The 24,704-nt window shown below is 73.7% G+C and carries 23 protein-coding genes and 1 pseudogene; 14 read left to right on the forward strand and 10 right to left on the reverse strand.

The window, feature by feature from the left end; all coding sequences use genetic code 11:
* Positions 1–73 precede the first annotated feature (73 nt).
* Positions 74–776 (reverse strand): annotated as a pseudogene (locus MICAU_RS33720) (alpha/beta hydrolase); the annotation flags it as partial.
* Positions 777–1,150: 374 nt separating this feature from the next.
* Between MICAU_RS33720 and MICAU_RS28740 the strand changes: the two are divergent.
* Genes MICAU_RS28740 through MICAU_RS28770 form a run of 7 tightly spaced genes read left to right on the forward strand, consistent with a single transcriptional unit; the run spans position 1,151 to position 9,476 of the window.
* The gene (locus MICAU_RS28740; RefSeq protein ID WP_013288864.1) at positions 1,151–2,329 is read left to right on the forward strand and encodes a hypothetical protein; all 1,179 of its coding nucleotides are present in this window, start codon (positions 1,151–1,153) and stop codon (positions 2,327–2,329) included.
* On the forward strand, positions 2,316–5,012 hold the full coding sequence (locus MICAU_RS28745; protein ID WP_013288865.1) for a sensor histidine kinase: 2,697 nt from the start codon (positions 2,316–2,318) through the stop codon (positions 5,010–5,012). The genes MICAU_RS28740 and MICAU_RS28745 overlap by 14 nt, the downstream gene beginning before the upstream one ends.
* Complete coding sequence (locus MICAU_RS28750; protein ID WP_013288866.1) at positions 5,009–5,473, forward strand: roadblock/LC7 domain-containing protein; 465 nt, start codon at positions 5,009–5,011, stop codon at positions 5,471–5,473. Before MICAU_RS28745 ends, MICAU_RS28750 begins: the two co-directional genes overlap by 4 nt.
* On the forward strand, positions 5,470–5,919 hold the full coding sequence (locus MICAU_RS28755) for a DUF742 domain-containing protein (protein WP_013288867.1): 450 nt from the start codon (positions 5,470–5,472) through the stop codon (positions 5,917–5,919). Before MICAU_RS28750 ends, MICAU_RS28755 begins: the two co-directional genes overlap by 4 nt.
* Positions 5,897–6,658 carry a GTP-binding protein gene (locus tag MICAU_RS28760; protein WP_013288868.1) on the forward strand — a complete coding sequence of 254 codons (762 nt, stop codon included), beginning with the start codon at positions 5,897–5,899 and terminating at the stop codon, positions 6,656–6,658. The genes MICAU_RS28755 and MICAU_RS28760 overlap by 23 nt, the downstream gene beginning before the upstream one ends.
* A 45-nt stretch (positions 6,659–6,703) precedes the next feature.
* Complete coding sequence (locus tag MICAU_RS28765; RefSeq protein WP_013288869.1) at positions 6,704–7,198, forward strand: hypothetical protein; 495 nt, start codon at positions 6,704–6,706, stop codon at positions 7,196–7,198.
* 37 nt (positions 7,199–7,235) lie between these two features.
* Complete coding sequence (locus tag MICAU_RS28770; protein WP_013288870.1) at positions 7,236–9,476, forward strand: AAA family ATPase; 2,241 nt, start codon at positions 7,236–7,238, stop codon at positions 9,474–9,476.
* A gap of 19 nt (positions 9,477–9,495) precedes the next feature.
* Here the strand turns inward: MICAU_RS28770 and MICAU_RS28775 are convergent, their stop codons facing one another.
* From MICAU_RS28775 to MICAU_RS28790, 4 genes are all read right to left on the reverse strand, one after another.
* A complete protein-coding gene (locus MICAU_RS28775; protein ID WP_013288871.1) occupies positions 9,496–10,527 on the reverse strand; it encodes an SRPBCC family protein in 1,032 nt (343 codons plus the stop codon).
* 3 nt (positions 10,528–10,530) lie between these two features.
* A complete protein-coding gene (locus tag MICAU_RS28780) occupies positions 10,531–10,986 on the reverse strand; it encodes a hypothetical protein (RefSeq protein WP_013288872.1) in 456 nt (151 codons plus the stop codon).
* Positions 10,987–11,136: 150 nt separating this feature from the next.
* Entirely contained in the window at positions 11,137–11,646 is a 510-nt protein-coding gene (locus MICAU_RS28785) for a GNAT family N-acetyltransferase (RefSeq protein ID WP_013288873.1), read from the reverse strand.
* Between the two features lie 150 nt (positions 11,647–11,796).
* On the reverse strand, positions 11,797–12,699 hold the full coding sequence (locus MICAU_RS28790; RefSeq protein ID WP_013288874.1) for a hypothetical protein: 903 nt from the start codon (positions 12,697–12,699) through the stop codon (positions 11,797–11,799).
* Positions 12,700–12,851: 152 nt separating this feature from the next.
* Here MICAU_RS28790 and MICAU_RS28795 point away from each other — a divergent pair, with 152 nt between their 5' ends.
* Positions 12,852–13,064, forward strand: coding sequence for a hypothetical protein (locus tag MICAU_RS28795; RefSeq protein WP_013288875.1), 213 nt, complete (start codon positions 12,852–12,854; stop codon positions 13,062–13,064).
* Positions 13,065–13,070: 6 nt separating this feature from the next.
* Here MICAU_RS28795 and MICAU_RS28800 read toward each other — a convergent pair whose 3' ends face one another.
* From MICAU_RS28800 to MICAU_RS28815, 4 genes are all read right to left on the reverse strand, one after another.
* Entirely contained in the window at positions 13,071–13,550 is a 480-nt protein-coding gene (locus MICAU_RS28800; protein ID WP_013288876.1) for a DUF3263 domain-containing protein, read from the reverse strand.
* A gap of 136 nt (positions 13,551–13,686) precedes the next feature.
* Positions 13,687–14,700, reverse strand: coding sequence for an ABC transporter permease subunit (locus MICAU_RS28805; RefSeq protein ID WP_013288877.1), 1,014 nt, complete (start codon positions 14,698–14,700; stop codon positions 13,687–13,689).
* A complete protein-coding gene (locus MICAU_RS28810; protein WP_013288878.1) occupies positions 14,697–15,695 on the reverse strand; it encodes an ATP-binding cassette domain-containing protein in 999 nt (332 codons plus the stop codon). Before MICAU_RS28810 ends, MICAU_RS28805 begins: the two co-directional genes overlap by 4 nt.
* A gap of 142 nt (positions 15,696–15,837) precedes the next feature.
* Positions 15,838–16,623, reverse strand: a complete 786-nt coding sequence (locus tag MICAU_RS28815) for a DeoR/GlpR family DNA-binding transcription regulator (protein WP_013288879.1) — start codon at positions 16,621–16,623, stop codon at positions 15,838–15,840.
* Positions 16,624–16,821: 198 nt separating this feature from the next.
* Between MICAU_RS28815 and MICAU_RS28820 the strand changes: the two genes are divergently transcribed.
* Genes MICAU_RS28820 through nagA form a run of 4 tightly spaced genes read left to right on the forward strand, consistent with a single transcriptional unit; the run spans position 16,822 to position 19,959 of the window.
* On the forward strand, positions 16,822–17,751 hold the full coding sequence (locus MICAU_RS28820) for an SIS domain-containing protein (RefSeq protein ID WP_013288880.1): 930 nt from the start codon (positions 16,822–16,824) through the stop codon (positions 17,749–17,751).
* The gene (locus tag MICAU_RS32800; RefSeq protein WP_013288881.1) at positions 17,748–17,924 is read left to right on the forward strand and encodes a hypothetical protein; all 177 of its coding nucleotides are present in this window, start codon (positions 17,748–17,750) and stop codon (positions 17,922–17,924) included. The genes MICAU_RS28820 and MICAU_RS32800 overlap by 4 nt, the downstream gene beginning before the upstream one ends.
* Entirely contained in the window at positions 17,921–18,853 is a 933-nt protein-coding gene (locus tag MICAU_RS28825; RefSeq protein ID WP_013288882.1) for an ROK family protein, read from the forward strand. The genes MICAU_RS32800 and MICAU_RS28825 overlap by 4 nt, the downstream gene beginning before the upstream one ends.
* Complete coding sequence (gene nagA, locus MICAU_RS28830) at positions 18,850–19,959, forward strand: N-acetylglucosamine-6-phosphate deacetylase (RefSeq protein WP_013288883.1); 1,110 nt, start codon at positions 18,850–18,852, stop codon at positions 19,957–19,959. The genes MICAU_RS28825 and nagA overlap by 4 nt, the downstream gene beginning before the upstream one ends.
* Positions 19,960–19,972: 13 nt before the next feature.
* Here the strand turns inward: nagA and MICAU_RS28835 are convergent, their stop codons facing one another.
* On the reverse strand, positions 19,973–21,181 hold the full coding sequence (locus MICAU_RS28835; protein WP_013288884.1) for a DUF4032 domain-containing protein: 1,209 nt from the start codon (positions 21,179–21,181) through the stop codon (positions 19,973–19,975).
* A gap of 111 nt (positions 21,182–21,292) precedes the next feature.
* On the opposite strand from MICAU_RS28835, the gene MICAU_RS28840 reads away from it, so the two are divergent.
* Both MICAU_RS28840 and MICAU_RS28845 read left to right on the forward strand, forming a co-directional pair.
* Positions 21,293–22,060, forward strand: coding sequence for a phosphatase PAP2 family protein (locus MICAU_RS28840; protein ID WP_013288885.1), 768 nt, complete (start codon positions 21,293–21,295; stop codon positions 22,058–22,060).
* Positions 22,061–22,145: 85 nt separating this feature from the next.
* Positions 22,146–24,698, forward strand: a complete 2,553-nt coding sequence (locus MICAU_RS28845) for a glycosyl hydrolase family 18 protein (RefSeq protein WP_013288886.1) — start codon at positions 22,146–22,148, stop codon at positions 24,696–24,698.
* Positions 24,699–24,704: the final 6 nt, after the last annotated feature.

A 24,704-nucleotide genomic window follows, 5' to 3' on the forward strand; every position in this document is an offset into this window, starting at 1 on the left:
GCGCCCGGCTGCGGGCTCGGCGGGCCGGCCGACTCGGGTGCGCCCTCCGGTGCGGCGGCGGTGGCCCCGGAGAGCCCGGCCGGGCCGGATCCGGCGTTCCCGCCGCCGCCGAAGAAGATGCCGGCCCAGCCCTTCTTGAACACGCCGTCGGTGGGCTGCCGGCCGCTGCTCTCCGGCAGGAATGCGCGGGACAGGTCGTTCCAGGTGATCATCGGGACGATCGCGTCGATCCGCTGGTCCTGCGCGGCGAGCAGCAGGGCCAGGCCGCCGCCGTACGAGCCGCCGACCACACCGACCCGGGGGTCGCCGGCCGCGTCGAGGCGGATGTCCGGCCGCTGCGCGAGCCGGTCGAGCAGCCGCTGCGCGTCCCGCACCTCGTAGTCGGGGTTGTCCAGGTGGATCTGGCCGCCGCTGCGCCCGAACCCGCGGGCGGTCCAGGTGAGCACCGCGTACCCGCGGGCGACCAGGTCCTCGGCGTCGGAGCGGACCGAGTCCTTGGTCCCGCCGAAGCCGTGCGCCAGCAGCACCGCCGGCACCCGGTTCGACGACGAGGCGTCCTCCGGCAGGTAGAGCGTGGTGTCCAGGTCGACCGGCTCGTCGCCGGAGGGCCCGGAACGCACTGTCACCAGGGCCGGCTCGGTCCGGAAGTCCGCGCCCCGCGGCCGGGCCACCCAGACCAGCGCGGCGGCGACGAGGACGACCACCACCACTGCGGCGACGATGCGGCGCGGATGGCCGGCCAGGGCGCGCCGGAGCCGCGCGGCGGTTGATCTCATGCGCCACACGGTACGGGCCGACGGCTGAGCATTCGCTGAGATCCGCCGTACGTCTGTCCGGTTGCACCGATCGTCGCGTAGCGTCCGTCATCCGCCAAAGGTCCAGAGCATCCCAGCGGGACGTATTCGGATCATGTGAATTCACATCTACAGGCGCAAACCATCGTCGATGTCATTTCTCGGCAACACGATCACACGCTACGTACCTTTCGCCCTGACGCAGGGTCACCCAAAATGGACTGACGCGAAGCCGACTCATCGGCCGAGGTCTCACGCGCGTCCGGTTCGGCTACTTTTCCGGTCCGGTGCACGGGACTGCGTACGGCGACCTCCCGGGGCACCGATCGCCCCGCCGTCGCCGGAGGAGACACACCATGACAGTCCCCGCGTCGCGGGTTCGCCGGCGGCCCGCCGTACCGGGCCGCACGCTCGCCCTGGTGCTGGTGCTGGCGCTGCTGGCCCCGCTCGGGCTGATCTTCGTCCAGGCCGAACGCGACTTCGCCGACGACCACGACCTGGTGAGCCGGGAGCGGCTCGGCGTCCGCTATCTGCGCGCCCTCGGGCCGGTCACCGACACGCTGGTGGAGGCCCAGGCCATCGCCGTCGCCGAAGGGGCCGTCTCCCGGGCCTCGCTCGCCGCCGCCATCGAGGGCGTCGCGGAGGTGGACAACGCCGTCGGCGACGAGCTGCGCACCCACGAACGCTGGGCCGGGCTGCGGGCCAAGCTGGAGGCGCTGCCGGACCGCGGGATCGGTGACCCCGAGGCCGCGTACCGGGCCTACGGCGAGGCGTCCGACCTGCTCCTGGCCCTCTACCGGAAGGTACGGGAGAGCTCCGGCCTGATCCGCGACCCGCGCTCCGACTCGTTCTTCCTCCAGGACGGCATCGGCGGGGACCTGCCCACCGCGACGGTGCTGGCCGGGCGGCTCGTCGACCTGGCCCGGCTGTCCGCCAAGCGCCCCGCCGCCGAACGCGCGCGGGTCGGCGCGGAGCTGGCCGAGCTGCGCGTCTCCGCGCTCGGTCCCGCCACCGACCTGGTCGCCGACCTGCGCTCGGCGGTCGACAGCTCGGAGAGCACCGACCTGGGCGCCAACGTGCTCACGCCGCTGGACACCTACCAGCGCTCACTGGAGACGTTCGCTGTCTACTCGGCGCCCGGCGCCGGCCGCTCCGCGCCGAGCACCGACCAGCTCACCCGCGCCGGGATCAGCGCGCAGAACGCCGCCAAGCAGCTCCGCACGGTCATCCTCGACCAGCTCGACGCGCTGCTGCGGGAACGACTCGACGCCCTGGAGCGGGACCGGCTGCTGGGCCGGATCGCCGCCGGGGCGGCGGTGGTGCTGATCGCCGGGATCGTCGCGCTGCACGTGGCCGCGCTGCGCCGGGACCGGTCCCGGGCCACCCCGGCACGCCGGGAACCGGCCGAGGCCGGGCCGGCGCCGACTGTCCACCCGGAGCCACCGCTCTCCGCGCCCGGGGCCGACCGCCAGCCGGTCGCGGTGGGGCACGGTGGCGACGCCGACCGGTGGAGGCCGTTCGATGCTGCTCGGTAGGTTACGCATCCGGGGCAAGCTCGCCCTGCTGGTCATCATTCCGCTGCTCAGCATGGTCGGACTCGCCGTACCGGTCGTCATCGACCGGGTCACCGCCGCCCGGGAGGCAGCCGACACCGCCGAGACCGTCCGCGTCGCCAGCCGGGTCGGCAGCCTGGTCCAGGACCTCCAGCAGGAACGCCTGCTGTCGGTCGGGCTGCTGCTCGGGCGGGTGAGCCGGACCGAGCTGATCCAGAAGTCGGCCACCGTCGACGACCGGGTCGCGGACCTGCGCGCCGAGACGCTGCCGACGGCGGTCCGCAAGAGCCTCGACGGGGTACGCCGGCTGGAGGACGTCCGCAACGCCACGCTCGGCGGCCGGGCCACACCGCAGCAGATCCTGACCGTGTTCGGCGAGGTCGACACCGCCCTGATCGACGCGCTACGGCTGCCCTTCCAGGTGGACACCGACACCGCGGCCGGACGGCAGGTGCTCGCCCTGGACGCGCTGCTGCGCGTCGACGAGGCACTGAGCTCGTGCACCACGCAGATCGTGCTGGTGAAGGCGACGGGCGATCCGCAGGTGGCCCGGTCGTTCGTGGCCTGCATGGCGGGGCTCAACGTCGACAACCGGCGGTTCCGCAAGCTGATCACGCCGGAGCAGCTGAAGGTGGCCGAGCTGGACGACGCGGCGGTGGCCGCCCGGACCAGCCCGACGTTCCTGGTGGACAGCCTCCGGGATCCGGACAAGGCGATCGCGCCGGTGCCGCTGGACGTGCTGTTCCCGTCGGCCCGGTCGATGATCACGCTGGGCCAGTTCGTGGAGAAGAAGGTCGTCGCGGACGTCATCGCGGAGACCCGCGCCCGGGAACGGGAGGCCCTGACCGCGGCCTGGCTGGTCAGCCTGGCGGCGGCGGCGATCCTGCTCGTCGTGGTGCTGCTGAGCATGACGGTGGCGCGTACGGTGGCCCGGCCGCTGAGCCGGCTCACCCGCTCCGCCGAGCGCGTCGCCCGGGTCACCGAGGCCGAGCTGACCCGGGTCGCCGACGACGAGTCCGAGACGGTCCCCCCGGTACGCCTCGACCCGGTGGAGGTCAGCGCCCGGGACGAGATCGGCGACCTGGCCCGCGCGTTCGACCGGGTGCAGCACACCGCCGCCCGGCTGGTCGAGCGGCAGGTCGCCGGGCGGCGCAACGTGGCGCAGATGTTCGGCCACGTCGGCCGGCGTACGCAGAACCTCGTCGGCCGCCAGATCGCGCTCATCGACCGGCTGGAACGCCAGGAGACCGACCCGGGCCGCCTGGAGCACCTCTATCGACTGGACCACATCTCCAGCCGGCTGCGCCGCAACGCGGGCAGCCTGGTGGTGCTCTCCGGCGCCACCGGCTCGGACGGTCACGTGGCGCCGGTCCCGCTGGCCGACGTGGTCCGGCTCGCGCTCGGCGAGATCGAGGACTACACCCGCGTCGACGTGGAGGTACCGCCCGGCGTGGCGGCGGCCCCCGCCATCGCGGGCGACCTGGTGCTGACGCTCGCCGAGCTGATGGAGAACGCCACCTCGTTCTCGCCGCCGCACACCCGTGTGGTGGTGACCGGTGAGCTGACCGACGGCGGCGCACGACTTGTCGTGGTCGACCACGGCATCGGCCTGACCGAGGACCGGATGACCGAGGAGAACGCCCGGTTCACCCGGCGGGAACGCCTCGACCTCGCCCCGACCGAGGTGCTCGGCCTGTTCGTGGTCGGCCGGCTGGCCCGCCGGCACGGCTGGAACGTCCGGCTGAGCCACACCCCCGGTAGCGGCGTCACCGCCGCCCTGGAGATCCCGGGCGCCTCGCTCGTGATCCGCCGCCCCGAGCCGGTCGGCGCCGGCGCCGGCCGGGCCGCCGTGCCCGGCACCCGCGAGCCGGAGCCACCGGCCGTCGAGGTGCCGTCCGGCTTCGACGCCGAGCTGCTGACCCGGGCCACGCGCAGCATGTCCAGCGGCGACCCGTGGAACGCCTTCGGCCACCAGGCCGACACCGCGGAGCCGATCGAGGACCAGGGTCGGGCCACCGGCGGTCCGCCGCCGGCCTGGCCGCCGTCGGGCACCCGGCCGGCCGGACCGGCGGCGCGTCCCGGGCACGTCTCCCCGCCGACACCGGTCGTCGGCCCGGCCCCGGCCGCTCCCCCGGCCGCCGGGCCGGCGACCGGCCCGACCCTGACGCCGCCGGCCACCCGCCCGGCCCCGGCGCCCGCCGGGTCATCCCCGGTCATGCCGGCGCCGACCGGGCCGAACCCGGTCGGGCCGCCCGCCGGGCGGCCCGGTACCCGCTCGCCGATCCGGCAGCGGGTGCCCGGCGCGAACCTGCCGGCCACCCCGCCCGCCGGTCCGGCCGGACCGGCCACCGGCGGACCGCTGATCGGCGTACCGGCGGACCCGTCGAGCGTCCGGGCCCTGGTCGAGGCGTTCCAGGACGGGGTACGGCGGGCCGAGGGCGACGTCGACCACGCGCCCCCGGCTGCGGAACGGCCCCGGCTCAGCCGCCGGGTGCCCGGCGCGAACCTGTCCGTCTCCCCGGCGCAGTCCGTGCCCCCCACCAGCTCCGACCCCGGCGACCCCGTCGAGGTACGCAACCGGATCAGCGAGTTCGAGGCGGGCGTCGCCCGTGCTCTGCGCGAAGTCAGTACCGACCGCCGCTACGAAGAGGACCCATCACGGTGACCAGCCCCTTCCTCCACGAGAACGTCGAACAGAGCACCACCGGCGACCTCAGCCCCGAGGCACGCACCTTCAACTGGCTGCTCGACTCGTTCACCTCCAGCACCGCCGGGGTGATGGAGGCGATCGCGGTCTCCTCGGACGGGCTGCTGATGGCCATGTCCGCGATCAAGGACCGGTCCAACGCGGAACGGCTCGCCGCGGTGGTCTCCGGCATGACCAGTCTCGCCGGGGGCGCGGCGAGCTGGTACGCGCTCGGCGCGCTCAACCGGGTGATCGTCGACATGGCCGAGGGATACCTGCTGATCAGCGCGATCAGCAGCGGCTCGGTGCTCGGCGTCGTCGCCGACCGCACGGCGAACCTGGGCACCGTGGCGTACGAGATGACGCTGTTCGCCGGCCGCGCCGGCGGCGCCCTGAGTCCGCGCCTGATCGCCGAGCTGAAGAACGCCGTACAGCAATGATCCCAGGGGCCGCCGGCGCGGACCCGGAGCCGGAACCCGGCGTCCGGATCCGCCCCTTCCTGCACGCGTCCGCTCCGGTGCCGGAGCCGGACGCGGGCGACGGGGAGCCGACCGGCCCACGCCCCTTCGTGCTGACCTCCGGACGGGTGGACGGCGACCCGGCGATCGGCCTGGAGACCCAGGTCACCGCTCGTCCGGGCAGCACCTCGTGGGCGGTGACCGCCCGGTTGGCCCCGGAGCTGGCGGCGATCGTCGCGATCTGCGCCGAGCCCGTCTCGGTGGCCGAGATCTCCGCCCGGACCCGGATGCACTTCGGGGTGACCCGGGTGCTGGTCGGCGACCTTCGCGCCGCCGGCCATCTCGACGTGCACGTCGCGGACGTCGACGACGCCCTCGATCCCGACATCATCCTGCGAGTGATTGATGGACTTCGTGCGATCTCCTGAATGGCCGGCGGCCGCCACGGGTGGGCCGGCCGCCAACAGCGCCCCGAGCCGCTACGGCGGCCCGGCGCCGCTGATCGGCCGGGCCACGCCACCCCCGCCCACGCCGCCACTGCCGTACCTGCCGCCGGGTGTGCCGCCGGCCGAACCTGCCCCGATCGTCAGCCGGGTACCGGCGCCCCGGCCGCCGATCCCGGTCAAGATCCTCATAGCCGGCGGGTTCGGGGTCGGCAAGACCACCACTGTCGGCGCGATCTCCGAGATCGCGCCGCTGACCACCGAGGCGGAGATGACCACCGCCGGCATCGGCATCGACGACCCGGGCGGGGTCGCCGGCAAGACCACCACCACCGTCGCCATGGACTTCGGCTGCGTGACCATCGACCGCAGCCTGAAGCTCTACCTCTTCGGTACGCCCGGCCAGGCGCGCTTCGGGTTCATGTGGGACGACCTGGCCCGGGGCGCGCTCGGCGCGCTCGTGGTGGTGGACAGCGCCCGGCTCGACGACTGCTACCCGGCGATCGACTTCTTCGAGCGGTCCGGCCTGCCGTTCGCGGTGGGCGTCAACGCCTTCGACGGCCGGCTGGCCCTGGACCTGCCGTCGATCCGCTGGGCGCTGGCGATCGGCGAGCACGTGCCGCTGGTGCAGTTCGACGCCCGGGACCGCCTCTCGGTACGGGACGCCCTGCTCGTCGTCCTGGACCGTGCGCTGGACCGGGCCACCCGATCCCGGGCAGGCTGAACTCGCAGTCGTTTCGATCCGTTGTCTGGCGAAGGGGTGGACGCCATGAGAGGTGATCTGGACGAGACACTGGCCCGGATGGCACGGCGCGAGGAGGCGCTGCGCCGCCGGGCGCCGATGCCCGGCGAACCGGCCGGGACGCCCGAGCGGGACGTGCCCGTGGAGGCGGCGGACGAGCCGGGCGACGAGCGGGCGGGGCGCGGCGCGTACCGGCTGCGCGGTGGCGAGGCGCCGGTTCGGCGTGACCCGGTCGAGGAGGTCGCCGAGGCGGTCCGGAGGGTGGTGGCGGAGCACCCCGGGCTGGCCGTGACGCTGCGGGTGGAACTGGGCGAGCAGGCGTACCCGCTGCGGGTCTCCTGGTCCGGCGCGGCGGTGACGGTGGGCCCGGCGGCGCCGCCCGCGCCGCCGCCGGCGTGGCCCATGTCGGTGAAGACGGTGCCCGCGCCCGGCCACGACCCGCTGGAGTCCGACCCGGCGGCCCGGCTGGCCGAGATGATCCGGCGCGACCCGTCGCTCCTGGACGACCCGGGCCCGCGCTGACCCGGCACCCGATGATCGGGGCGGCTACTGTCGGCGGGTGGCCGAACCCGACCTGACCCTGACCGCGACGCTGCGGCCGGCCGCGCTCGACGCCCGCCGCGGCGTGGTGCGCCTGCATCCCGAGGTGCTCACCGCGCTGGCGCTGCGCCCCGGCGACCCGGTACGCCTGACCGGCCGCCGGGTCACCGCCGGCATCGCGGCCGCCGCCGAGCCGAGCACCAGCGGCGCCCTGCTGCACGCCGACGACCTGCTGCTGGGCAACCTCGGCCTGCGGGCCGGCGGCCAGGTCACTGTGAGCCCGCTACCGGCGACCCCGGCACGCCGGCTCACCCTCTCCGGCCCGGCCGCTGTGGTCGCCGCGGTCCCGCCGGAGATGCTGCGGCTCGCGCTGCTGGGCAAGGTGGTCACCGCCGGGGACGACGTCTCGCTGCTGCCGCAGGACGTGCTGCCGGACGCCGCCGTGCGCGGCCTGATCGAGGCCGCGCGGCGCAGTCTGGCCAGTTCCGTCGGGTACGCCTGGACGAGCACGCTGCTCACAGTCGTGTCGGCCGAACCGGCGGTCGGCGCGCTCGTCACCATGGACACGGTGGTGGGCTGGGAGCACGGCGCCGCCACCCGCGGCTCCGGCCCGGCGTCCTCGGCCTCCCCCGCGCGGTTCTCCGCCCCCGCCACGCCGCCCGGGACGGAGCCCGACGGGGACCTGCTCGGTCCGGAGGACGCGCCCGACGTGGACGAACTGCCCGGCCTGCGCGCCCAGGCCGAGGAGCTGACCGAACTGCTGGATCTGGGCTTCCACCACCGTGAGGTGCTGGGCCGGCTCGGCACCACGGTATCGCTCGGTGTGCTGGTGGAGGGCCCGGCGGGCTCGGGCAAGTCCGCGCTGGTGCGTGCCGTCGCCGCCAAGGTCGGCGCGGGCGTACGGCCGCTCTGGGCGCCCGAGCTGGCCGCGCTCAGCAATGACGCGGCGGCCCGCCGGCTGCGCGAGGCCGCCTCGGCGGTACGCGCCGGTGGTCCCGCCGTGCTGCTGGTCACCGACGTGGAGTCGATCGCCCCGGCCGACGAGCCGGGCCCCCTGGCCACGGTGTTCCGCCAGGTGGTGGCCGAGACGCTGCGGGCCGGTGCCGCTGTGGTGTGCACCAGCGGACGCCCCGAGGCGGTGGATCCGGCGCTGCGCGGCCCGGACCTGCTCGCGCTGCGGATCACCGTGCCGCTGCCCGACGCGGCGCTGCGCCGGGAGCAGTTGACGGTGCTGACCCGTGAGGTGCCGCTCGCAGGTGACGTCCGGCTGGACGAGGTGGCCGCCCGTACCCCCGGGTTCGTCGCGGCGGACCTGGCGGCGCTGGTACGCGAGGCAGGGGTACGCGCGGCGCTGCGCCAGAAGACGGCGGAGACGCCGACGGTGGCGATGGCCGACTTCACCGCCGCGCTGGAGGTGGTCCGGCCGACCACGATGTCCGCGTCCACGCTGGAGCTGGCGTCGGTGACGCTGGACGACGTGGGCGGGCTGCACGAGGTCAAGCAGACGCTCACCGAGTCGGTGCTGTGGCCGCTCACCTATCCGGACACGTTCGCCCGGCTGGGAGTGACGCCGCCGCGCGGGGTGCTGCTCTACGGTCCGCCCGGCTGCGGCAAGACCTACCTGGTGACCGCGCTGGCCGGGTCCGGGCGGGCGAACGTGCTGTCGGTGAAGGGCGCGGAGCTGCTCTCGAAGTGGGTGGGTGAGAGCGAGCGGGCGGTCCGGGAGCTGTTCCGCCGCGCCCGCCAGGCCGCACCCACGCTCGTCTTCCTCGACGAGGTGGACGCGCTGGCCCCGGTACGCGGGCAGGCCACCGACGGCGGTACGACCGACCGGGTGGTGGCGGCGCTGCTGACCGAACTGGACGGGGTGGAGGCACTGCGCAACGTGGTGGTGGTCGGCGCGACCAACCGCCCCGAACTGGTCGACCCGGCGCTGCTGCGTCCCGGCCGGCTGGAACGGCTGGTCTACGTGCCGCCGCCGGACGGCCCGGCGCGTACGGAGATCCTCCGCGCCTCGGCCCGGGACGTCCCGCTCGCGCCGGACGTGGACCTCGACGCGCTCGGCGGGGAGCTGGACGGCTTCTCCGCCGCCGACTGCGCCGCGCTGATCCGGGAGGCGGCGCTGGCAGCCATGCGGGAGTCGCTGAGCGCGAGCACCGTGACCGCCGCGCACGTCGAGGCGGCCCGGAACCGGGTCCGCCCCTCCCTGGACCCGATGCAGCTCGCGCACCTGGAGTCGTACGCCACGGGCCGGTCCTGACGAACCGGCCCGCCTCCGGTCAGCGCTCGTCGCGGCGGCGGGCGGCCGGGCGGCGAGGCCTCTCCGGGACACGGCGGCGGCGCTCGGGTTCGCGCTGCCCGCGTGCCGTCCGGCTGCGGGCACGCTCCGGCTCGGTCAGGACCGGCTCGTCGGCGTACTCGTCGTCGTCGAAGTCGTTGCCCTCGTCGTAGGCGGCGTACTCGTCGTCGGCTGGCCCGGCGTCTCCCCGCTCCTCCCGGAGCGCGGTTCCGTGGTCCTTGACGACCTGGGAGTCCTCGATCTCGCCGCGCCAGCCCTCGACCGCGTCCGGGTCGAGCACGGTCCGGGTCATCACGTGCCGGACGAAGTGCTTCAGCTCCAGCCGGACCCGCCGGCCCTGCGCCCGCCACAGGTTGCCGGTGTGCTCGAAGAAGCCCTGCGGGTGGTACTCCAGCACGACCAGGATCCGGGTCAGCTCCGGGGCGACCTCGTGGAAGCTGACGGTGCCGTCGACCGAGCCCTTCTCGCCCTTCGACCGCCAGTGGACGAGCCGGTCCGGGATCTGCCGGACGATCGTCGACTCCCAGCTCCGGTGCGACCAGAGCACCTGCGCCTTCCAGGTCATCTTCTCGTCGGCGTCGCAGTCGGCCTGCTCGACCTTCTTCATGAAGCTCGGGAAGTCGCCGAACGTCGTCCACTGGTTGTAGGCGACCCGGACCGGCACGCCGACCTCGACGGTCTCGACGATGTTGGTGACCTTGAGCTTCTGGCCGCCGTCCCGGCCACCCTTGCGACCGAACGCCGCCATCAGCTTCTCCTTACCGCCGGCCAGGCCGGCATGGAACATCGCCCTCACCGGGGAGGCACCCTCGGCGAGCCGTTGCGCGCCGGTGGCGGCGGCGACCAGGCCAGGATCGCCGCCCTGCTTCGCGTACTCGCTCAGCCGCCCGGTGGCGTCGGTGACCCGTTCGGTGACCACCTGCACGGCCCGCTCACCGAGCGCGGAGGCGAGGTTGCGCAGCTCGCCGCCGATCTGGTCGCGGGCCCGGTCGGCCAGGCTGCCCGTCGCCACGGCTCACCGCCCCCGATCGGCTCGGGCCGGCACCGGCGCGCCGGGCTGGTCGTCCAGTTCCTGCTCCTCGTCCGGCGCGGAACGCTCGGCGCCCGGCCCGGAACGGTCCTCGTCCGACGCGGAACGCCCGGCGTCCGGCCGGCCCGTACCCGCCTTGCGGCGCAACGCACCGGCGCCCTCACGCAGTCGTCCGCCGATGGCGTCGATGCCGTTGCCGGCGGCGGCGGTCGCGGCCGCGCGGCCCGCGGCCACCAGCGGCGGTGCCAGCCCGCCGAGGTTGCGCAGCTGCGGGTTCGCGGCCATCAGGTCCGCGCCGAGCTGCTTCAGGCCGCCCGGGCGCCGACTGGCCCGCCCGGCGGCGACCGCCGCGGCGAGCGTCAGCGCGGTACGCATCTTCTTCCGGCGACCCAGCAGGTAGCCGAGACCGACGGCGAACGCCACCCGTGTTCCGCTCTTCATCCGCTCTCCTCCGCGCTCCCCGGGAAAGTCAGGGCCCGGAGACGCGGGCAGTACCCGTCACCCCCTCGGCAAAACACTTCCGTGCAAGCACGAAACCACCCACCGAGGCGACTCTGAGCAGGAGAAACGTGATCGGGGAAGGAAGCGGGGTCAGCGGATCGGCAGGGCCGAATCCAGGGACATCCGGGCGTGCAGCACTCCATCTTCCTCACGCAGTTCCGCGCCGCACTTACGCAGCACCGAGATCGCCCCCGCGTTGTCCGGCGTGGTGTTCGCGACCACCGTGTGCATCCCGGCCCCGGCGGCGACGTGCAGCAACTGCCGCAGCGCCGCGGCGCCCAGGCCCCGGCCCCGCGCGGACCGGCCGAGCCACATGCCGGTCTCCACTGTTCCCGGCTCGTCCCGGCGGGTCATCCGCACCATGCCGACGACCTCACCGCCGGAGACGATCGCGTACATGGCGGTGCCGGTCGGGCCGTTCAGCCCGCCGAGGCTGGCGCGGTGAAACTCGCGGAACGCGTCGCGGCGGGCCAGCGACCAGCCCGCGGGGGCGTCCACCGGAGGCATGACGTCCTCCGGTTCCGCCTCGGCCGCCGCTACGGAGAGCAACGGTTCCAGGTTCCGTTCGTCCACCGGCTCCAGCCGTACAGCACCCGTCACGTCGCGCAGTCTGCCGCGCGTGGTCCGGGTCGTCCACCCCTTTGGGGAGGGATTGCCGCTATGGCCGACCGCCTCGTCCGGTCGTACCCCCGGGGTGTTCCCGCCTCACGCTGCGTTGTCATCCGACCGGTCGTTCCGACGTGAGCGTGCTCACGCCGAAGGGCCGAACTCGCAGAGCACAGCCGAGGCGTCGTCGGTGCGCTTGTGCCGCCGCAGCCGGTCCGGGTGGTCCCGCTCGGCAGCGCGGACCCGGTCGATCAGCCCTTCCGGACCCTCCACGGTCAGCACCTCCAGCAACCCGGCCCAGTCGAACAGGCCGAACTGGTCGACAGCGCAGGAGGCGCCGTCACTGAGCAGCGCGGCCCGCCGCAGCGCACCCGGACCGCGCAGCGGAAGCGTCCCGGTGAGCGCGTGGTACGCCGCGTCCGGGTCGCTCGCCGCCGCCCAGTAGCCGTGGGTGCGGTTCATCCGGGTCCGCTGCACGGTCGTCGCGTGCCGGAACCGGGTCACCGGGTCGGTCTCGCCGTCCGGCAGTGCGGCGACGCTGCGGCGCAGGTCCGCCACCGCGTCGGCCAGCCGGTCGTCGGTGACCACCTCGATCCCCTGGTCGGTGTCGAGCACCAGTGGGCTGTCGCAGAGCACCAGGTAGTCGACCCGGTCGCCGCTGTGCCGGAGCAGGCAGACGGTGGAGGACGGGGTGCCGGGATGGTCGAGGTCACACGTTCCGCCGTGATCGGCCCGCACCGCGAGGATCGCCGCCGCGAGGCTGCTCATCAGCGTGGCGGCGGGGCGGGCCGCGATCGCCAGGCCGATCCGGGCGGCCAGGTGCCGGACGTACCAGGCGGGACCGTGCACGCAGCCGGTGTCGAAACCCTCGGGCACCGTCGCGCCGTCGAGGACGCCGACGAGCGGGCCGAACCGGAAGACCGCGTCCTCGTTCTCCGGTCGGCCGGGCGCCGGGTCGGAGGCGGAACGCACCCGCATCACCGGCGCCTCCGCGACCGGGCGGGCCGGCCTGCTGCCGATCGCGTACCGGCGGTCTGGTGCCCCCATCGTCGGCCTCCGTTCGTCGTCGCGGGCCGCCTACCCGGACCGCGGCCGGTCATCCGCCGGCCGACCCGATCGAGGTAACCGTGCGTCATCTTCTCCGGACTTTCGGTAGCGTCGGACGCGACCGGGTCGGTCCCGGCGACAGGGGGTTCGAGATGTTGGAGCGGTTGCACGAGGGCGGCATCCGGGCGGAGCACGCCTACCTCGCCGGGTTCGTCAGCATCGGCCTCTCGGTGACCAGCTGGTTCCTCTCCAAGCACATGGAGCGCGCCGGGGTGGCGCGGGCGGACCGCTGGGGCATCTTCATCGGCGAGTGGGCCCCGACGTTCTTCGCCATCGGCAACGGGTTGCGCACGTACGAGAAGTGACGCCGGTCAGCGGCGCCGGTTACGGGCACGCGACGAGCGCAGCCGACGCAGCCGGCCGATCAGCACGGGCTCGGCGGCGAGCGCGGCCGGCTGGTCGAGCAGGGCGTTGAGCAGCTGGTAGTAGCGGGTCGCGGAGAGCCCGAACGTGTCCCGGATGGCTTGTTCCTTGGCGCCGGCGTGCTTCCACCACTGCGCCTCGAACGCGAGGATCCGCTGCTCCCGCTCGGTCAGGCCGGCCGGCGTCGTTCCTACAGCGGCCGCATCTGCCGCGTCTGGACCGGCCTGCTCGACCGGCGCGGCGGACTCGACGGGCGGCGAGGCGGGCCCGGCCGTGGCGGGCTCGGCGGGCCGGGCGGACTCCGACGGCGCGGTGGACTCGACGGGCGGAGCGGTGCGCGGTGGCGGAACCGTCCCGCCCGCGTGGCGCGTACCCGCTGCCGGGCCGGACCGGTCGACGGCGGCCCGCTGCGAGGCGTCGGCGGACATGGCGCTCCTCTCCGACGGCGGGTGACCGGCACGCGGAGCGCGCCGGCCGGGGGAGCCCCAGCGTAACCAGGGCCGCCCCCGGCCGCATCGGACGCGGGGTCCGCGCCGCCGGCACCGGCCGGCGGCGCGGACCAGGTCAGGCGATGTCCCGCCGGCGCATCGTCCAGAACGCGGCCGCCAACGCGCCCACCAGCGCCACGCCGAACACCACAGCCGACTGCTGCCAGGTGACCACGTACGTCGCAGGCTCGCAGGCGCCCTGGGAGAACTGGCAGGTGTCGTAGTCGAACAGTTCCGCCTGCTTCAGAAACCACGACTGGGCGTACGTGGACAGCACGTACCGGTCACCGAACTGGACGCCGAGCACGGCGACCGCGATCCGGATGCCGATCTCGCTCACCGCGAAGATGCCCACCGCCGCGCCGAGCGCCATCGCCGTGTGCCGGCCGAGCGAGGCCAGCGCGAACCCGACCGCCGCCACGAGCAGCGTCATCCCCAGCGCCCGCAGACCGTCCAGCCCGATCGACTGCCACACTCCGGCGGTCATCTTCGCGGTGCTGCCGCGCAGGCTGGCGATCAGCCAGAACGCCGCCGTCCAGAGCGCACCGAGCACCACGGTCAGGCCGAACACGGTGGTGAGCAGGGCGGCCAGCTTCGTGCCCAGCACGGTCAGTCGTTTCGGCCGCCAGAGCAACAGGTTCATCATTCCGCCGGTGTTCCACTCGGCGCCCACGAAGGAGGCGCCGACGATGAAGCCAAACAGCGCCACGGAGGCGGCGAACACGGCGATGAACAGGGGGAACTCGGCCCGGAAGTCGAACTGGTACGGCAGGTACCACTTCGCCTCGAACATGTCGGGCTGCGGCTGGTAGTCCTTGCCGCAGTTCGGGCCGTACCGTTCCTCGGTCTTCTCGCCGCGCGCCTGGGCCGCCTCGCACTCCGCGATGGTGCGCTTCCATTCCGTCATCGCGGACTGGTAGTCGTTGTTCGCCTTGGCCTCGGCCTCGGCCACCACGACGGGCGAGAGCTTCTCGCTGGAGAAGCTGAACGCGGTCGCGACGGTGGCCAGGCCGAGCACCAGCAGCACGAGCATCAGCCGGGTCACCCGGCGCTTGCCGAGCCGGCGCAGCTCGGTGACGAACAGGCTCATGCGCCCCAACCTCCTGCGGTGCCGGTCTGGTCGACCTTGGCGGACTGATCGACCTGACGGTGCTGGCCGGGGACCGGCGCGGTGGCGGTCAGTTCGAGGAAGACGCTCTCCAGGTCGACAGCGACCGGGGTGAGCTCGCTGACGTACAGGCCCTGCTCGGCGAGGAGCCGGCTGACGGTGGCCGGCTTGTCCACGCCGGACAGCATCAGGTGGTCCGGCTCGGCGGCCACGTGGACCCCGGCGCGGGTGAGCGCGTCGGCGGCCTGGGGCAGGTCGCTGACCGCCTCCAGGCGTACCCGCACGGAGCCCTGGGAGTGGGCCGCGAGCACCTGCTCGACCGGCCCGAAGGCGACCCGGCGGCCGAGCGAGATGATGGTGACCGAGTCGCAGATGAGCTGGATCTCGCCCAGGATGTGGCTGGAGAGCACCACAGTCATCCCGGCCTCGGACAGCTCACGCATCAGCCCGCGCATCTCCCGGATGCCGCCCGGGTCGAGGCCGTTCGCGGGCTCGTCGAGGATCAGCAGCTTGGGGTTCTTGAGCAGCGCGGAGGCGACCGCGAGGCGCTGCTTCATGCCGAGCGAGTAGGTCTTCACCCGCTCGCCGGCCCGGTCGCGCAGCCCGACCAGCTCCAGCACCTCGTCCACGCGCTGCTTGGGCAGCTCACCGGCCTGCGCGAGCAGGCCCAGCGTGTCGCGGGCGGAGAAGTGCGGGAAGAACTGCGGACTCTCCACGATGGCGCCGACCTGCCCGGCGACCGCCGGCAGCGCGTGCGGCAGTTCCTGGCCGAGAATGGCCATCCGGCCGCCGTTGGGCCGGATCAGGCCCAGCAGCGTACGCAGCGTGGTGGTCTTGCCCGAGCCGTTCGGGCCGAGGAAGCCGTGCACCTGGCCGGCCTCGACTCGCATGTCGAAGCCGTCGAGCGCGTGGCGGACCCCGCGTTTCCGGCTCCGGTACGTCTTGCGGAGACCTTCGATCTCCAGGACAGCCGACACAGCTGACCTCCCCCGATAAGTAGGCGTCAGCGACACCATACGCGGTATGCAACGGAAGGCAATACCCGGTATGCAGTGTCGGCGTGTTAAAAAGGGGCCCCTCCTCTACCGCAGGCGTTAAGAAGGGGCCCTTCCTTGCACGTCAGGCGCAGACGACGTGGACGCCCGCCTCACGGAACGCCGCCACCACGTCCGGCGACGCGCCGGAGTCGGTCACCAGCGTCTCGACCCGGTCCACCGGGCAGATCCGGGCGAACGCGTGCCCGCCGAGCTTCGACGAGTCAGCTATCACGACGACCCGCTTGGCCCGGGCCACCATGAGGCTGTTCATGGCCGCCTCGCCCTCGTGGTGCGCGGCGGCGCCGAGCTGCGGGTCGATCGCGTCCACGCCGAGCAGCGCCACGTCCAGCGTGACCTCGCGCAGCAGCGCCCCGCCGAGCGGGCCGACCAGCTCGAACGACTTCGGCCGGACCACGCCGCCGGCCACCACCACCTTCATCCGCGAGCGCACCAGCAGCTCGTTGGCGATGTTCAGCGCGTTCGTCACCACTGTGAGCTGGGCACCCTCGGCGCTGGTGTTGAGGTCGGGGCGGACGGCGAGCGCCCGCGCCACCTCGGTGCTCGTGGTGCCGCCGTTGAGACCGACGACGGTGCCCGGCGACACGAGCGCGGCGGCGGCGGTGCCGATCCGCTGCTTCTCGGCCGAGTGCTTCGCGGTCTTGTAGCGCAGCGGCAGGTCGTAGGAGACGCCGTTGGCGACCGCGCCACCCCGGGTACGGGTGATCATCTGCTGCTGGGCGAGCTGGTCGAAGTCGCGCCGGATGGTGGCCTGGGAGACGTCGAGCCGCCCGGCCGCCTCCTCGACGCTGACCCGGCCGCTGTCGGTCAGCATCTCCAGCAGCGCGTTCCAGCGCGCGTAGCGGTCCACCGCGGGGCCCTCCCCAGACTGTGCGTGAACGGTGATCGGTTGCGTGCACACTAGTGCGCGAAACTGGGTCCACGCAAAACCTGCGCTGCGCGAACGGGGAGACGGTTGCCACGGCCACCAGGTTTCACGCAGAATGACGCGCGAAAGGCGGCCGTATCGCGCCGTATTGCGCAAGGTCTCCCCTGGGGAGGAGTTGTCATGGCGTACGTGCACGCGGAGATCGCGAGCCAGCCCGACTGCTGGCGGGAGGCGGCGCGACTCGCCCCGACCGTCGCCGAGCACCTGCCGCGCCCCGGCGAGCGGGTCGCCGTGGTCGGTTGCGGCACGTCGTGGTTCATGGCGATGGCGTACGCCGGGCTGCGCGAGGCCGCCGGCCAGGGCGAGACCGACGCCTTCCAGGCCAGCGAGTTCCCGGCCGGCCGGAACTACGACCGGCTGATCGCGATCACCCGCTCCGGCACCACCACCGAGGTGCTCGACCTGCTCACCGCGCTGCGCGGGCGGATCCCCACCACGGTCCTGGTCGGCGACCCCGACTCGGCCGCCGTCGCGCTCGCCGACGCCACGGTCGCGCTGCCCTTCGCCGACGAGCGGTCGGTGGTGCAGACCCGCTTCGCCACCACCGCGCTGGCGCTGCTGCGCGCCCACCTCGGCGAGGACCTCGGACGGCTGGCTGCCGACGCCGAGGTGGCCGTACGCGCCCCGCTGCCGATCGACCCGGCCGGCATCGAGCAGGTCACCTTCCTCGGTCGCGGCTGGACCGTCGGGCTGGCCCAGGAGGCCGCGCTGAAGTGCCGCGAGGCGGCCACGTTCTGGGCCGAGGCGTACCCGGCCATGGACTACCGGCACGGCCCGATCTCGGTCGCCGCGCCCGGCCGGCTGGTCTGGGCGCTCGGCGAGATCCCGGACGGCCTGCCCGAGGACGTGGCCGCGACCGGCGCCGCTTTCGTGCACAGCCGCACGCACGGCTGGCGCACGGTGCTGACGAGCTGGTCGGCCGGCCGCAACCCGGTCGACCCGATGGCCGACCTGATCCTGGCCCAGCGCTTCGCGGTCGCGCTCGCCACCAGCCGCGGCCTCGACCCGGACGCGCCGCGCCACCTGACCCGGTCCGTGGTCCTGGCATGAGCGAACGCACCGAGCGCAGCGAGGGCCGTGAGCGCATGCGAAGCCGGCACGGCATGAGCGAACGCACCGAGCGCAGCGAGGGCCGTGAGCGCATGCGAAGCCGGCACGGCATGAGCGAACGCACCGAGCGCAGCGAGGGCCGTGAGCGCATGCGAAGCCGGCAGACGGCGTGAGCGCAGGCGACGAGGTCGTCGTCGCGCTGGACGTGGGCGGCACCGGGATGAAGTGCGCCCTGGTCCGGCCGGACGGCACGACTGTGCACACCGAACGGCACGCCACCGAAGCGCAGCGGGGCCCGGAGGCGGTGGTCGGCACCATCCTCGACGTGGCCGAAGGACTCGCCGGCAAGGCCCGCGCCGACGGCCGTACCCCGGTGGCCTGCGGCATCGCCGTACCCGGAGTGGTCGACGAGGCGCGCGGCGTGGCGGTCTGGTCGGCGAACGTGGGCTTCCGGGACGTACCCCTGCGGGAGCTGGCGGGCACGCGGCTGGGACTGCCGGCGGCGCTCGGCCACGACGTGCGGGCGGGCGGTCTGGCCGAGGCCCGGCTCGGCGCCGGGCGGGACGGCGGGCATGTGCTGTTCGTCGCGATCGGCACCGGCATCGCCGCCGCCCACGTGGTCGACGGGTCGGCCGCCACCGGCGCGCACGGCGCCGCCGGGGAGATCGGCCACATCCTGGTACGCCCCGGCGGCCCGCGCTGCGGATGCGGGCGGACCGGCTGCCTGGAGGCGGTGTCGTCGGCCTCGGCGATCGGACGCCGGTACGCCGAGCTGTCAGGTGCGCCCACCACCGCCGCCCAGGTGGCCGACCGGGCGGCCGCCGGTGAGCCGCTCGCCGTGGAGGTGTGGCAGGAGGCGGTAGAGGCCCTCGCCGACGGACTCGCCACCGGGCAGGCGCTCTACGATGTCTCGACAGTGGTGCTCGGCGGCGGGCTGGCCCAGGCCGGTCCCCGGCTGTTCGACCCGCTGCGGACGGCGTTGCGCGAGCGGCTGACGTTCCACCGCGAGCCGCGCCTGGTCGCGGCCGACCTCGGTGACGAGGCCGGCTGCCTGGGCGCCGCCCTGCTGGCCCTGGACACCCTGGCGAAGGAGAGTCGATGACCCGGCGCGTGACCGGCAAGGTGGTGACCCCGACCGGCGTCATCCGGCAGGGTTGCGTGGAGATCGCCGACGGGCGGATCACCGCTGTCGCCGAGTATCCGTCGGTGCGCGACGGCCACTGGATCGTGCCGGGCTTCGTGGACATGCACACCCACGGCGGCGGCGGGCACACGTTCACCACCGGCGACGCGGAGTCGGCCCGGCAGGCCGCCGCGTTCCACAGCGGGCACGGCACCACCACGCTGCTGGCGAGCCTGGTCAGTTCCCCGTTCGAGCTGATGCGCGACGCGACCGCCGCCTACCGTCCGCTGGTGGAGTCCGGCGTGCTCGCCGGCGTCCACTTCGAAGGCCCGTACCTGTCCGCCGACCGCTGCGGCGCGCAGAACCCGGAGTTCCTGCGCGACCCGTCCACCGCGGAGCTGACCGAGCTGATCGAGCTGGGCGGCGGCGCCGTACGCATGGTCACCATCGCTCCCGAGCGGGACGGCGCCACCAAGGCGATCGAGCTGCTGGTGTCGCACGGCGTGGTCGTGGCGGTCGGGCACACCGACGCCACCTGGGAGCAGACCCGGGCGGCGGTGGCCGCGGGCGCGACGGTCGGCACCCACCTGTTCAACGGGATGCGCCCGGTGCACCACCGCGAGCCCGGCCCGGTGGTGGCGCTGCTGGAGGCCCCGAACGTGGTGTGCGAGCTGGTCGCCGACGGGGTGCACCTGCACGACGGCATGCTCGGCTTCGCCACGTCGGTGGCCGGCCCGGAGCGGGCCGCGCTGATCACCGACGCGATGGCCGCCGCCGGGATGCCGGACGGCGAGTACGAGCTGGGCGGCCAGGCGGTCACCGTGTCCGGTGGGGTGGCCCGGCTCAGCCGTGACGGCGCGATCGCCGGCAGCACGCTCACGATGGACGCGGCGCTGCGGCACGCGGTCGGCGCGGGTGTGGCCCTGCCGGACGCCTGCCGGATGGTCGCCACCACCCCGGCCCGCGCGATCGGCCTGGGCGACCGGGTGGGCGCGCTGGTCGCCGGGCTGCGCGCCGACCTGGTGATGTTGGACGACGACCTGAACGTGGTGCGGGTGATGCGCGGCGGTGACTGGGTGGAGTGATCCGCCCCCGCCGTCAGGCGCTCGGCACCTCGACGCCGAGCACCGCCTGCTCGTCCGGCCGGTGCACGAGCACGTCGGCCAGGTACGACTGCACCGCCCGGCGCATCCCGACGTCCCGCCCGGCCTGCTCGGAGAGCAGCCACTTGTGCTCGATGATCTGGGCGAACAGCTCCTGCGGCTCCAGCTTGTTCCGCAGGTGCGCAGGCACGGCCCGGACCACCGGCTCGAAGACCTCGGTCAGCCAGCGGTGCGCCGCTTGCTGCTCGTCGGTCAGGTCGCTCTCCAGCCGGTAGGCGTCGAGGTCGTTGAGGAGCCTGCGGGCCTGGTTCTCCTCGGCATCCAGGCCGGTCAGGCGCAGCAGCCGCCGGGTGTGGTAGCCGGCGTCCACCACCTTCGGCCGAACCAGGTAGCGACCGTTGTCGACTGTCGACATGGCCACCTCGGCCACGTCGAAGCCCAGCTCGTTGAGGCGGCGGATGCGCCCCTCGATGTCGTGCCGGGCGGCGCGCTCGACCTGCTGCTCGTAGGTGATCTCGTGCCAGAGCCGCTCGTAGCGCTGCACGACCTCCTCGCAGACCACCTCCGGGTCGATCGACTCGTGCAGCAGGCCGGCGGCCTGGAGGTCGAGCGCCTCGCCGAAGATGTTGACCCGGGCGATCTCCAGGTCCTCGCCGCGCTGGCCGTTCGACAGCGACGGGTGCAGCGCGCCGGTCTCCGCGTCGACCAGGTACGCGGCGAACGCGCCCGCGTCCCGCCGGAACAGCGTGTTCGACAGCGAGCAGTCGCCCCAGAAGAAGCCGGTCAGGTGCATCCGCACGATCAGCGCGGCCAGCGCGTCGAGCAGCCGGTTCATGGTCTCCGGGCGCAGCGTGTTGGAGAACAGCGCCCGGTAGGGCAGCGAGAACTGGAGGTGCCGGGTGATCAGCACCGGGTCCAGCGGTTCGCCGTCGTCGGTCTGCCGGTCGGCCACGATCGCGATGGCCTCGACCGACGGGAAGTCGATCCGCTCCAGCGCCCGCAGCAGGTCGTACTCGCGCTCGGCGACCCGCTCGCCGGTCTCCTTCACCGCGTAGACGTACCCGCCGAGCCGGACGAACCGCACGATGTGCCGGGAGATGCCCTGCGGCAGCGCCACCAGGTGTTCGGCAGGCCACTGCTCCAGCGGTGTCGACCAGGGGAGGTCGAGCAGCGCCGGGTCGACGAGAGCCGAGGTGATCCGCACGGCAACCAGTGTGACCGCTGACCCCCGCGCCGCGCTTCCCTTCGTGGTTGGGCACACAGCCGCCGATGCCCGCGCCGCCCCGCCGCCGCCGGCGGCCGGTAGCGTGGTCGCGTGCGTCAGACCTCGGGGGTACGCGGTGACCTGCGGCTGCGGCCCGTCCGGCCGACCGGGTGGTGGTTCGACCTGCTGCTGCTCGCAGCAGTGGTGGCGCTGACCGTCGCGCTCGCCTCCGGTCACCTGTTCGGCCTCGACCGGGCGGTGGCCGACTGGTCCGACGAGAACCGCCCGGCCGCCGCCCGCTGGGTGGCGATGACGCTGAACCTGCTCGGCCAGGGCACGCCGCTGACGCTGCTCGCGGCCGGGCTGGGCGTGCTGCTGGCGTGGCGGCTGCGCTCGGTGCGGCCGCTGCTGCCGCCGGTGGCCGGGTTCGTGCTCACGTTCTTCACGATCGGCCCGCTGAAGGTGTGGACGGCCCGCCCGGCGCCGAGCGCCTCGGTCAAGGAGCCGTTCCTGTCGCCCGAGCAGACGCTGCCGCTGTTCCAGCACGACCTGCCGGTACGGTTCGCGCAGTCGTACCCGTCGGGGCACGTCGCCAACGCGATCGTCTGGTACGGCGTCCTGGCCCTGCTGCTGGCCCCGCTCGTGCGCACGCTCGGCCGCACAGTGCCGCCCCGACTGGCCACAGTGGTCCGGGTGGTGCCACCGGCGGTGGTCTTCTGCACCACCGTCTACCTGGGCTGGCACTGGCTGACCGACTCGGTCGCCGGGCTGCTGCTCGGCCTGCTGCTGGACCGCCTGCTGCACCGGGTGCCCTGGAACAGCCTGCCGCTGCCGGCGCGGCTCCACGGCTGGGCCCGGCCGGCGGAGCATCTCGACTAGCAGTCCGCCTCTTGTCTCGGCGTATCGACACCGGTATACATTTAGCAACCTTAACAGTTAAGTTTGTTAAATGTAGGAGGTGCGCGTGCTGGCGAGACGAATCAGCCGCTGGCTGTCGGCCGGCGCCGCCGGTCTGCTGACCGCGATGATGGCGGTGGTCGTGGCCGCCCCGGACGCCCGGTCGGCCGCCGCCGACGACGAGGCGTGCCGACCCGACGGGCTCTACCGCACGCCCGGGGTCTCGGTGCCCTACTGCACCGTCTACGACACCGCGGGCCGGGAGAAGATGGGTGCGGACCACACCCGCCGGATCATCGGCTACTTCACCAGCTGGCGGACCGGCCGCAACGGCGCCCCGGCCTACCTGGTGAACCAGATCCCCTGGCAGAAGGTCACCCACATCAACTACGCGTTCGCCCACGTCGACGGCGGCAACCGCATCTCCGTGGGCGACCCCGGCGCCCCGGACAACCCGGCGACGAACATGACCTGGCCCGGCGTGGCCGGTGCCGAGATGGACCCGGCCCTGCCGTACACCGGGCACTTCAACCTGCTCAACAAGTACAAGAAGCAGAACCCCGGAGTCCGCACGCTGATCAGCGTCGGCGGCTGGGCCGAGACCGGCGGCTTCATCGACGACAGCGGCAACCGCATCGACTCCGGCGGCTTCTACCGGATGACCACCACCGGCACCAACACGGTGAACACCGCCGGCATCAACACGTTCGCCGACTCGGTGGTGACGTTCCTGCGCACGTACGGCTTCGACGGGGTGGACATCGACTACGAGTACCCCACCTCCAACAACAAGGCCGGCAACCCGCTCGACTTCGCCCAGGCCGACGCCAAGCGGGCCGGTCTCAACGCCTCGTACCAGGTGCTGATGCGCACGCTGCGGGAGAAGCTCGACCGGGCCGCCGCCACCGACGGCAGGCACTACCTGCTCACCGTGGCCGCGCCCGCGTCCGGCTGGCTGCTGCGCGGGATGGAGTCCTACCAGGCGTTGCAGTACCTCGACTACGTCAACGCGATGTCCTACGACCTGCACGGCGCGTGGAACCACTTCGTCGGGCCGAACGCGGCGCTCTACGACAACGGCGACGACGCCGAGCTGGCCGCGGGCGGCGTGTACGGCGCCTACTCCGGCATCGGCTACCTGAACACCGACTGGGCGTACCACTACTTCCGGGGCGCGCTGCCCAGCGGCAGGGTGAACATCGGCGTGCCCTACTACACCCGGGGCTGGCAGGGCGTCACCGGCGGCACCAACGGCCTGTGGGGACGGGCGGCGCTGCCCGACCAGACCAAGTGTCCGGCCGGCACCGGCGGCTCGATCGGCTCCACCACCCCCTGCGGCAACGGCGCGGTCGGCATCGACAACCTCTGGCACGACCTCGACGCCGCCGGCAACGAGGTGCCCGGCGGCGCCAACCCGATGTGGCACGCGAAGAACCTCCAGGCCGGCATCACCGGCGACTACCTGGCCGGATACGGCCTCACCCCGGCCACCGACCCGGCCGACCGGATCAGCGGCAGCTACGCCCGTAACTACTCGGCCGCGCTGGTCGCGCCCTGGCTGTGGAACGCGGAGAAGAAGGTCTTCCTCTCCACCGAGGACGACCAGTCGCTCGCCGCCAAGGCCGACTACGTCGCGGCCAAGGGCCTCGGCGGCGTGATGATCTGGGAACTCGCCGGCGACTACGCCTACGACTCCGCCAAGGGCCAGTACGGCATGGGCGACACGCTGACCACGCTGCTCTACGACCGGCTGAAGGCCGCACCGGCGTACGGCGCCCGCAAGGCGGGCATCACCATGCCCACCCGGACGCTGGACGTGGCAGTCGGCATGGGTGGTTTCGCGCTCGGCGACAACAACTACCCGATCAACCCCGAGCTGCGGCTGACCAACAACACCGGCGCGCCGATCCCGGCCGGCGCGCACCTGGAGTTCGACTATCCCACCACCACCCCGGCCACGCTCAGCCAGCAGTCCGGCTGGGCGCTCACCACTGTCACCACCGGCCACACCGGCAGCAACGTGGGCGGCTTGAAGGGCGACCACAACCGGGTACGCCTCACCGTGCCGGCCGCAATCGCGCCCGGCTCGTACGCCGAGGTGACGCTCAACTATCAGCTCCCGATCTCCGGCCCGGCCAACTTCACGCTCGCCTTCGGCGGCCAGACGTACGCGCTGGCCGGGGACTGGGCACGTGGTGGCGAGGTGGTCACGCCGTCGCCCAGCCCGAGCGGTTCCGTCCCACCCGGCGGGGGCACCTGCACCGCGCCGGCCTGGTCGGCGTCCACCGCGTACTCCGGCGGTGCAACCGTCTCGCACGCCGGACGGACCTGGAGCGCGAAGTGGTGGACCCAGGGCGAGACGCCGGGCAGCGCCGCGGTCTGGGCCGACCAGGGTGCCTGCACGGGCTCCCCGACGCCGACCACCTCCCCGACGCCCACCGGCTCGCCGTCACCCACCGGCGGTGCATGTGCCGCGCCGGCCTGGGCCGCGGGCACCGCGTACCCCGGAGGTGCCGTGGTGTCCTACGGCGGACACCGGTGGACCTCCCGGTGGTGGACCCAGGGAGACGTGCCGGGGACCAACAGCCAGGGCGTGTGGACCGACAACGGGCCCTGCTGAACCCGA

The organism is Micromonospora aurantiaca ATCC 27029 (genome assembly GCF_000145235.1).
GTDB lineage: Bacteria > Actinomycetota > Actinomycetes > Mycobacteriales > Micromonosporaceae > Micromonospora > Micromonospora aurantiaca.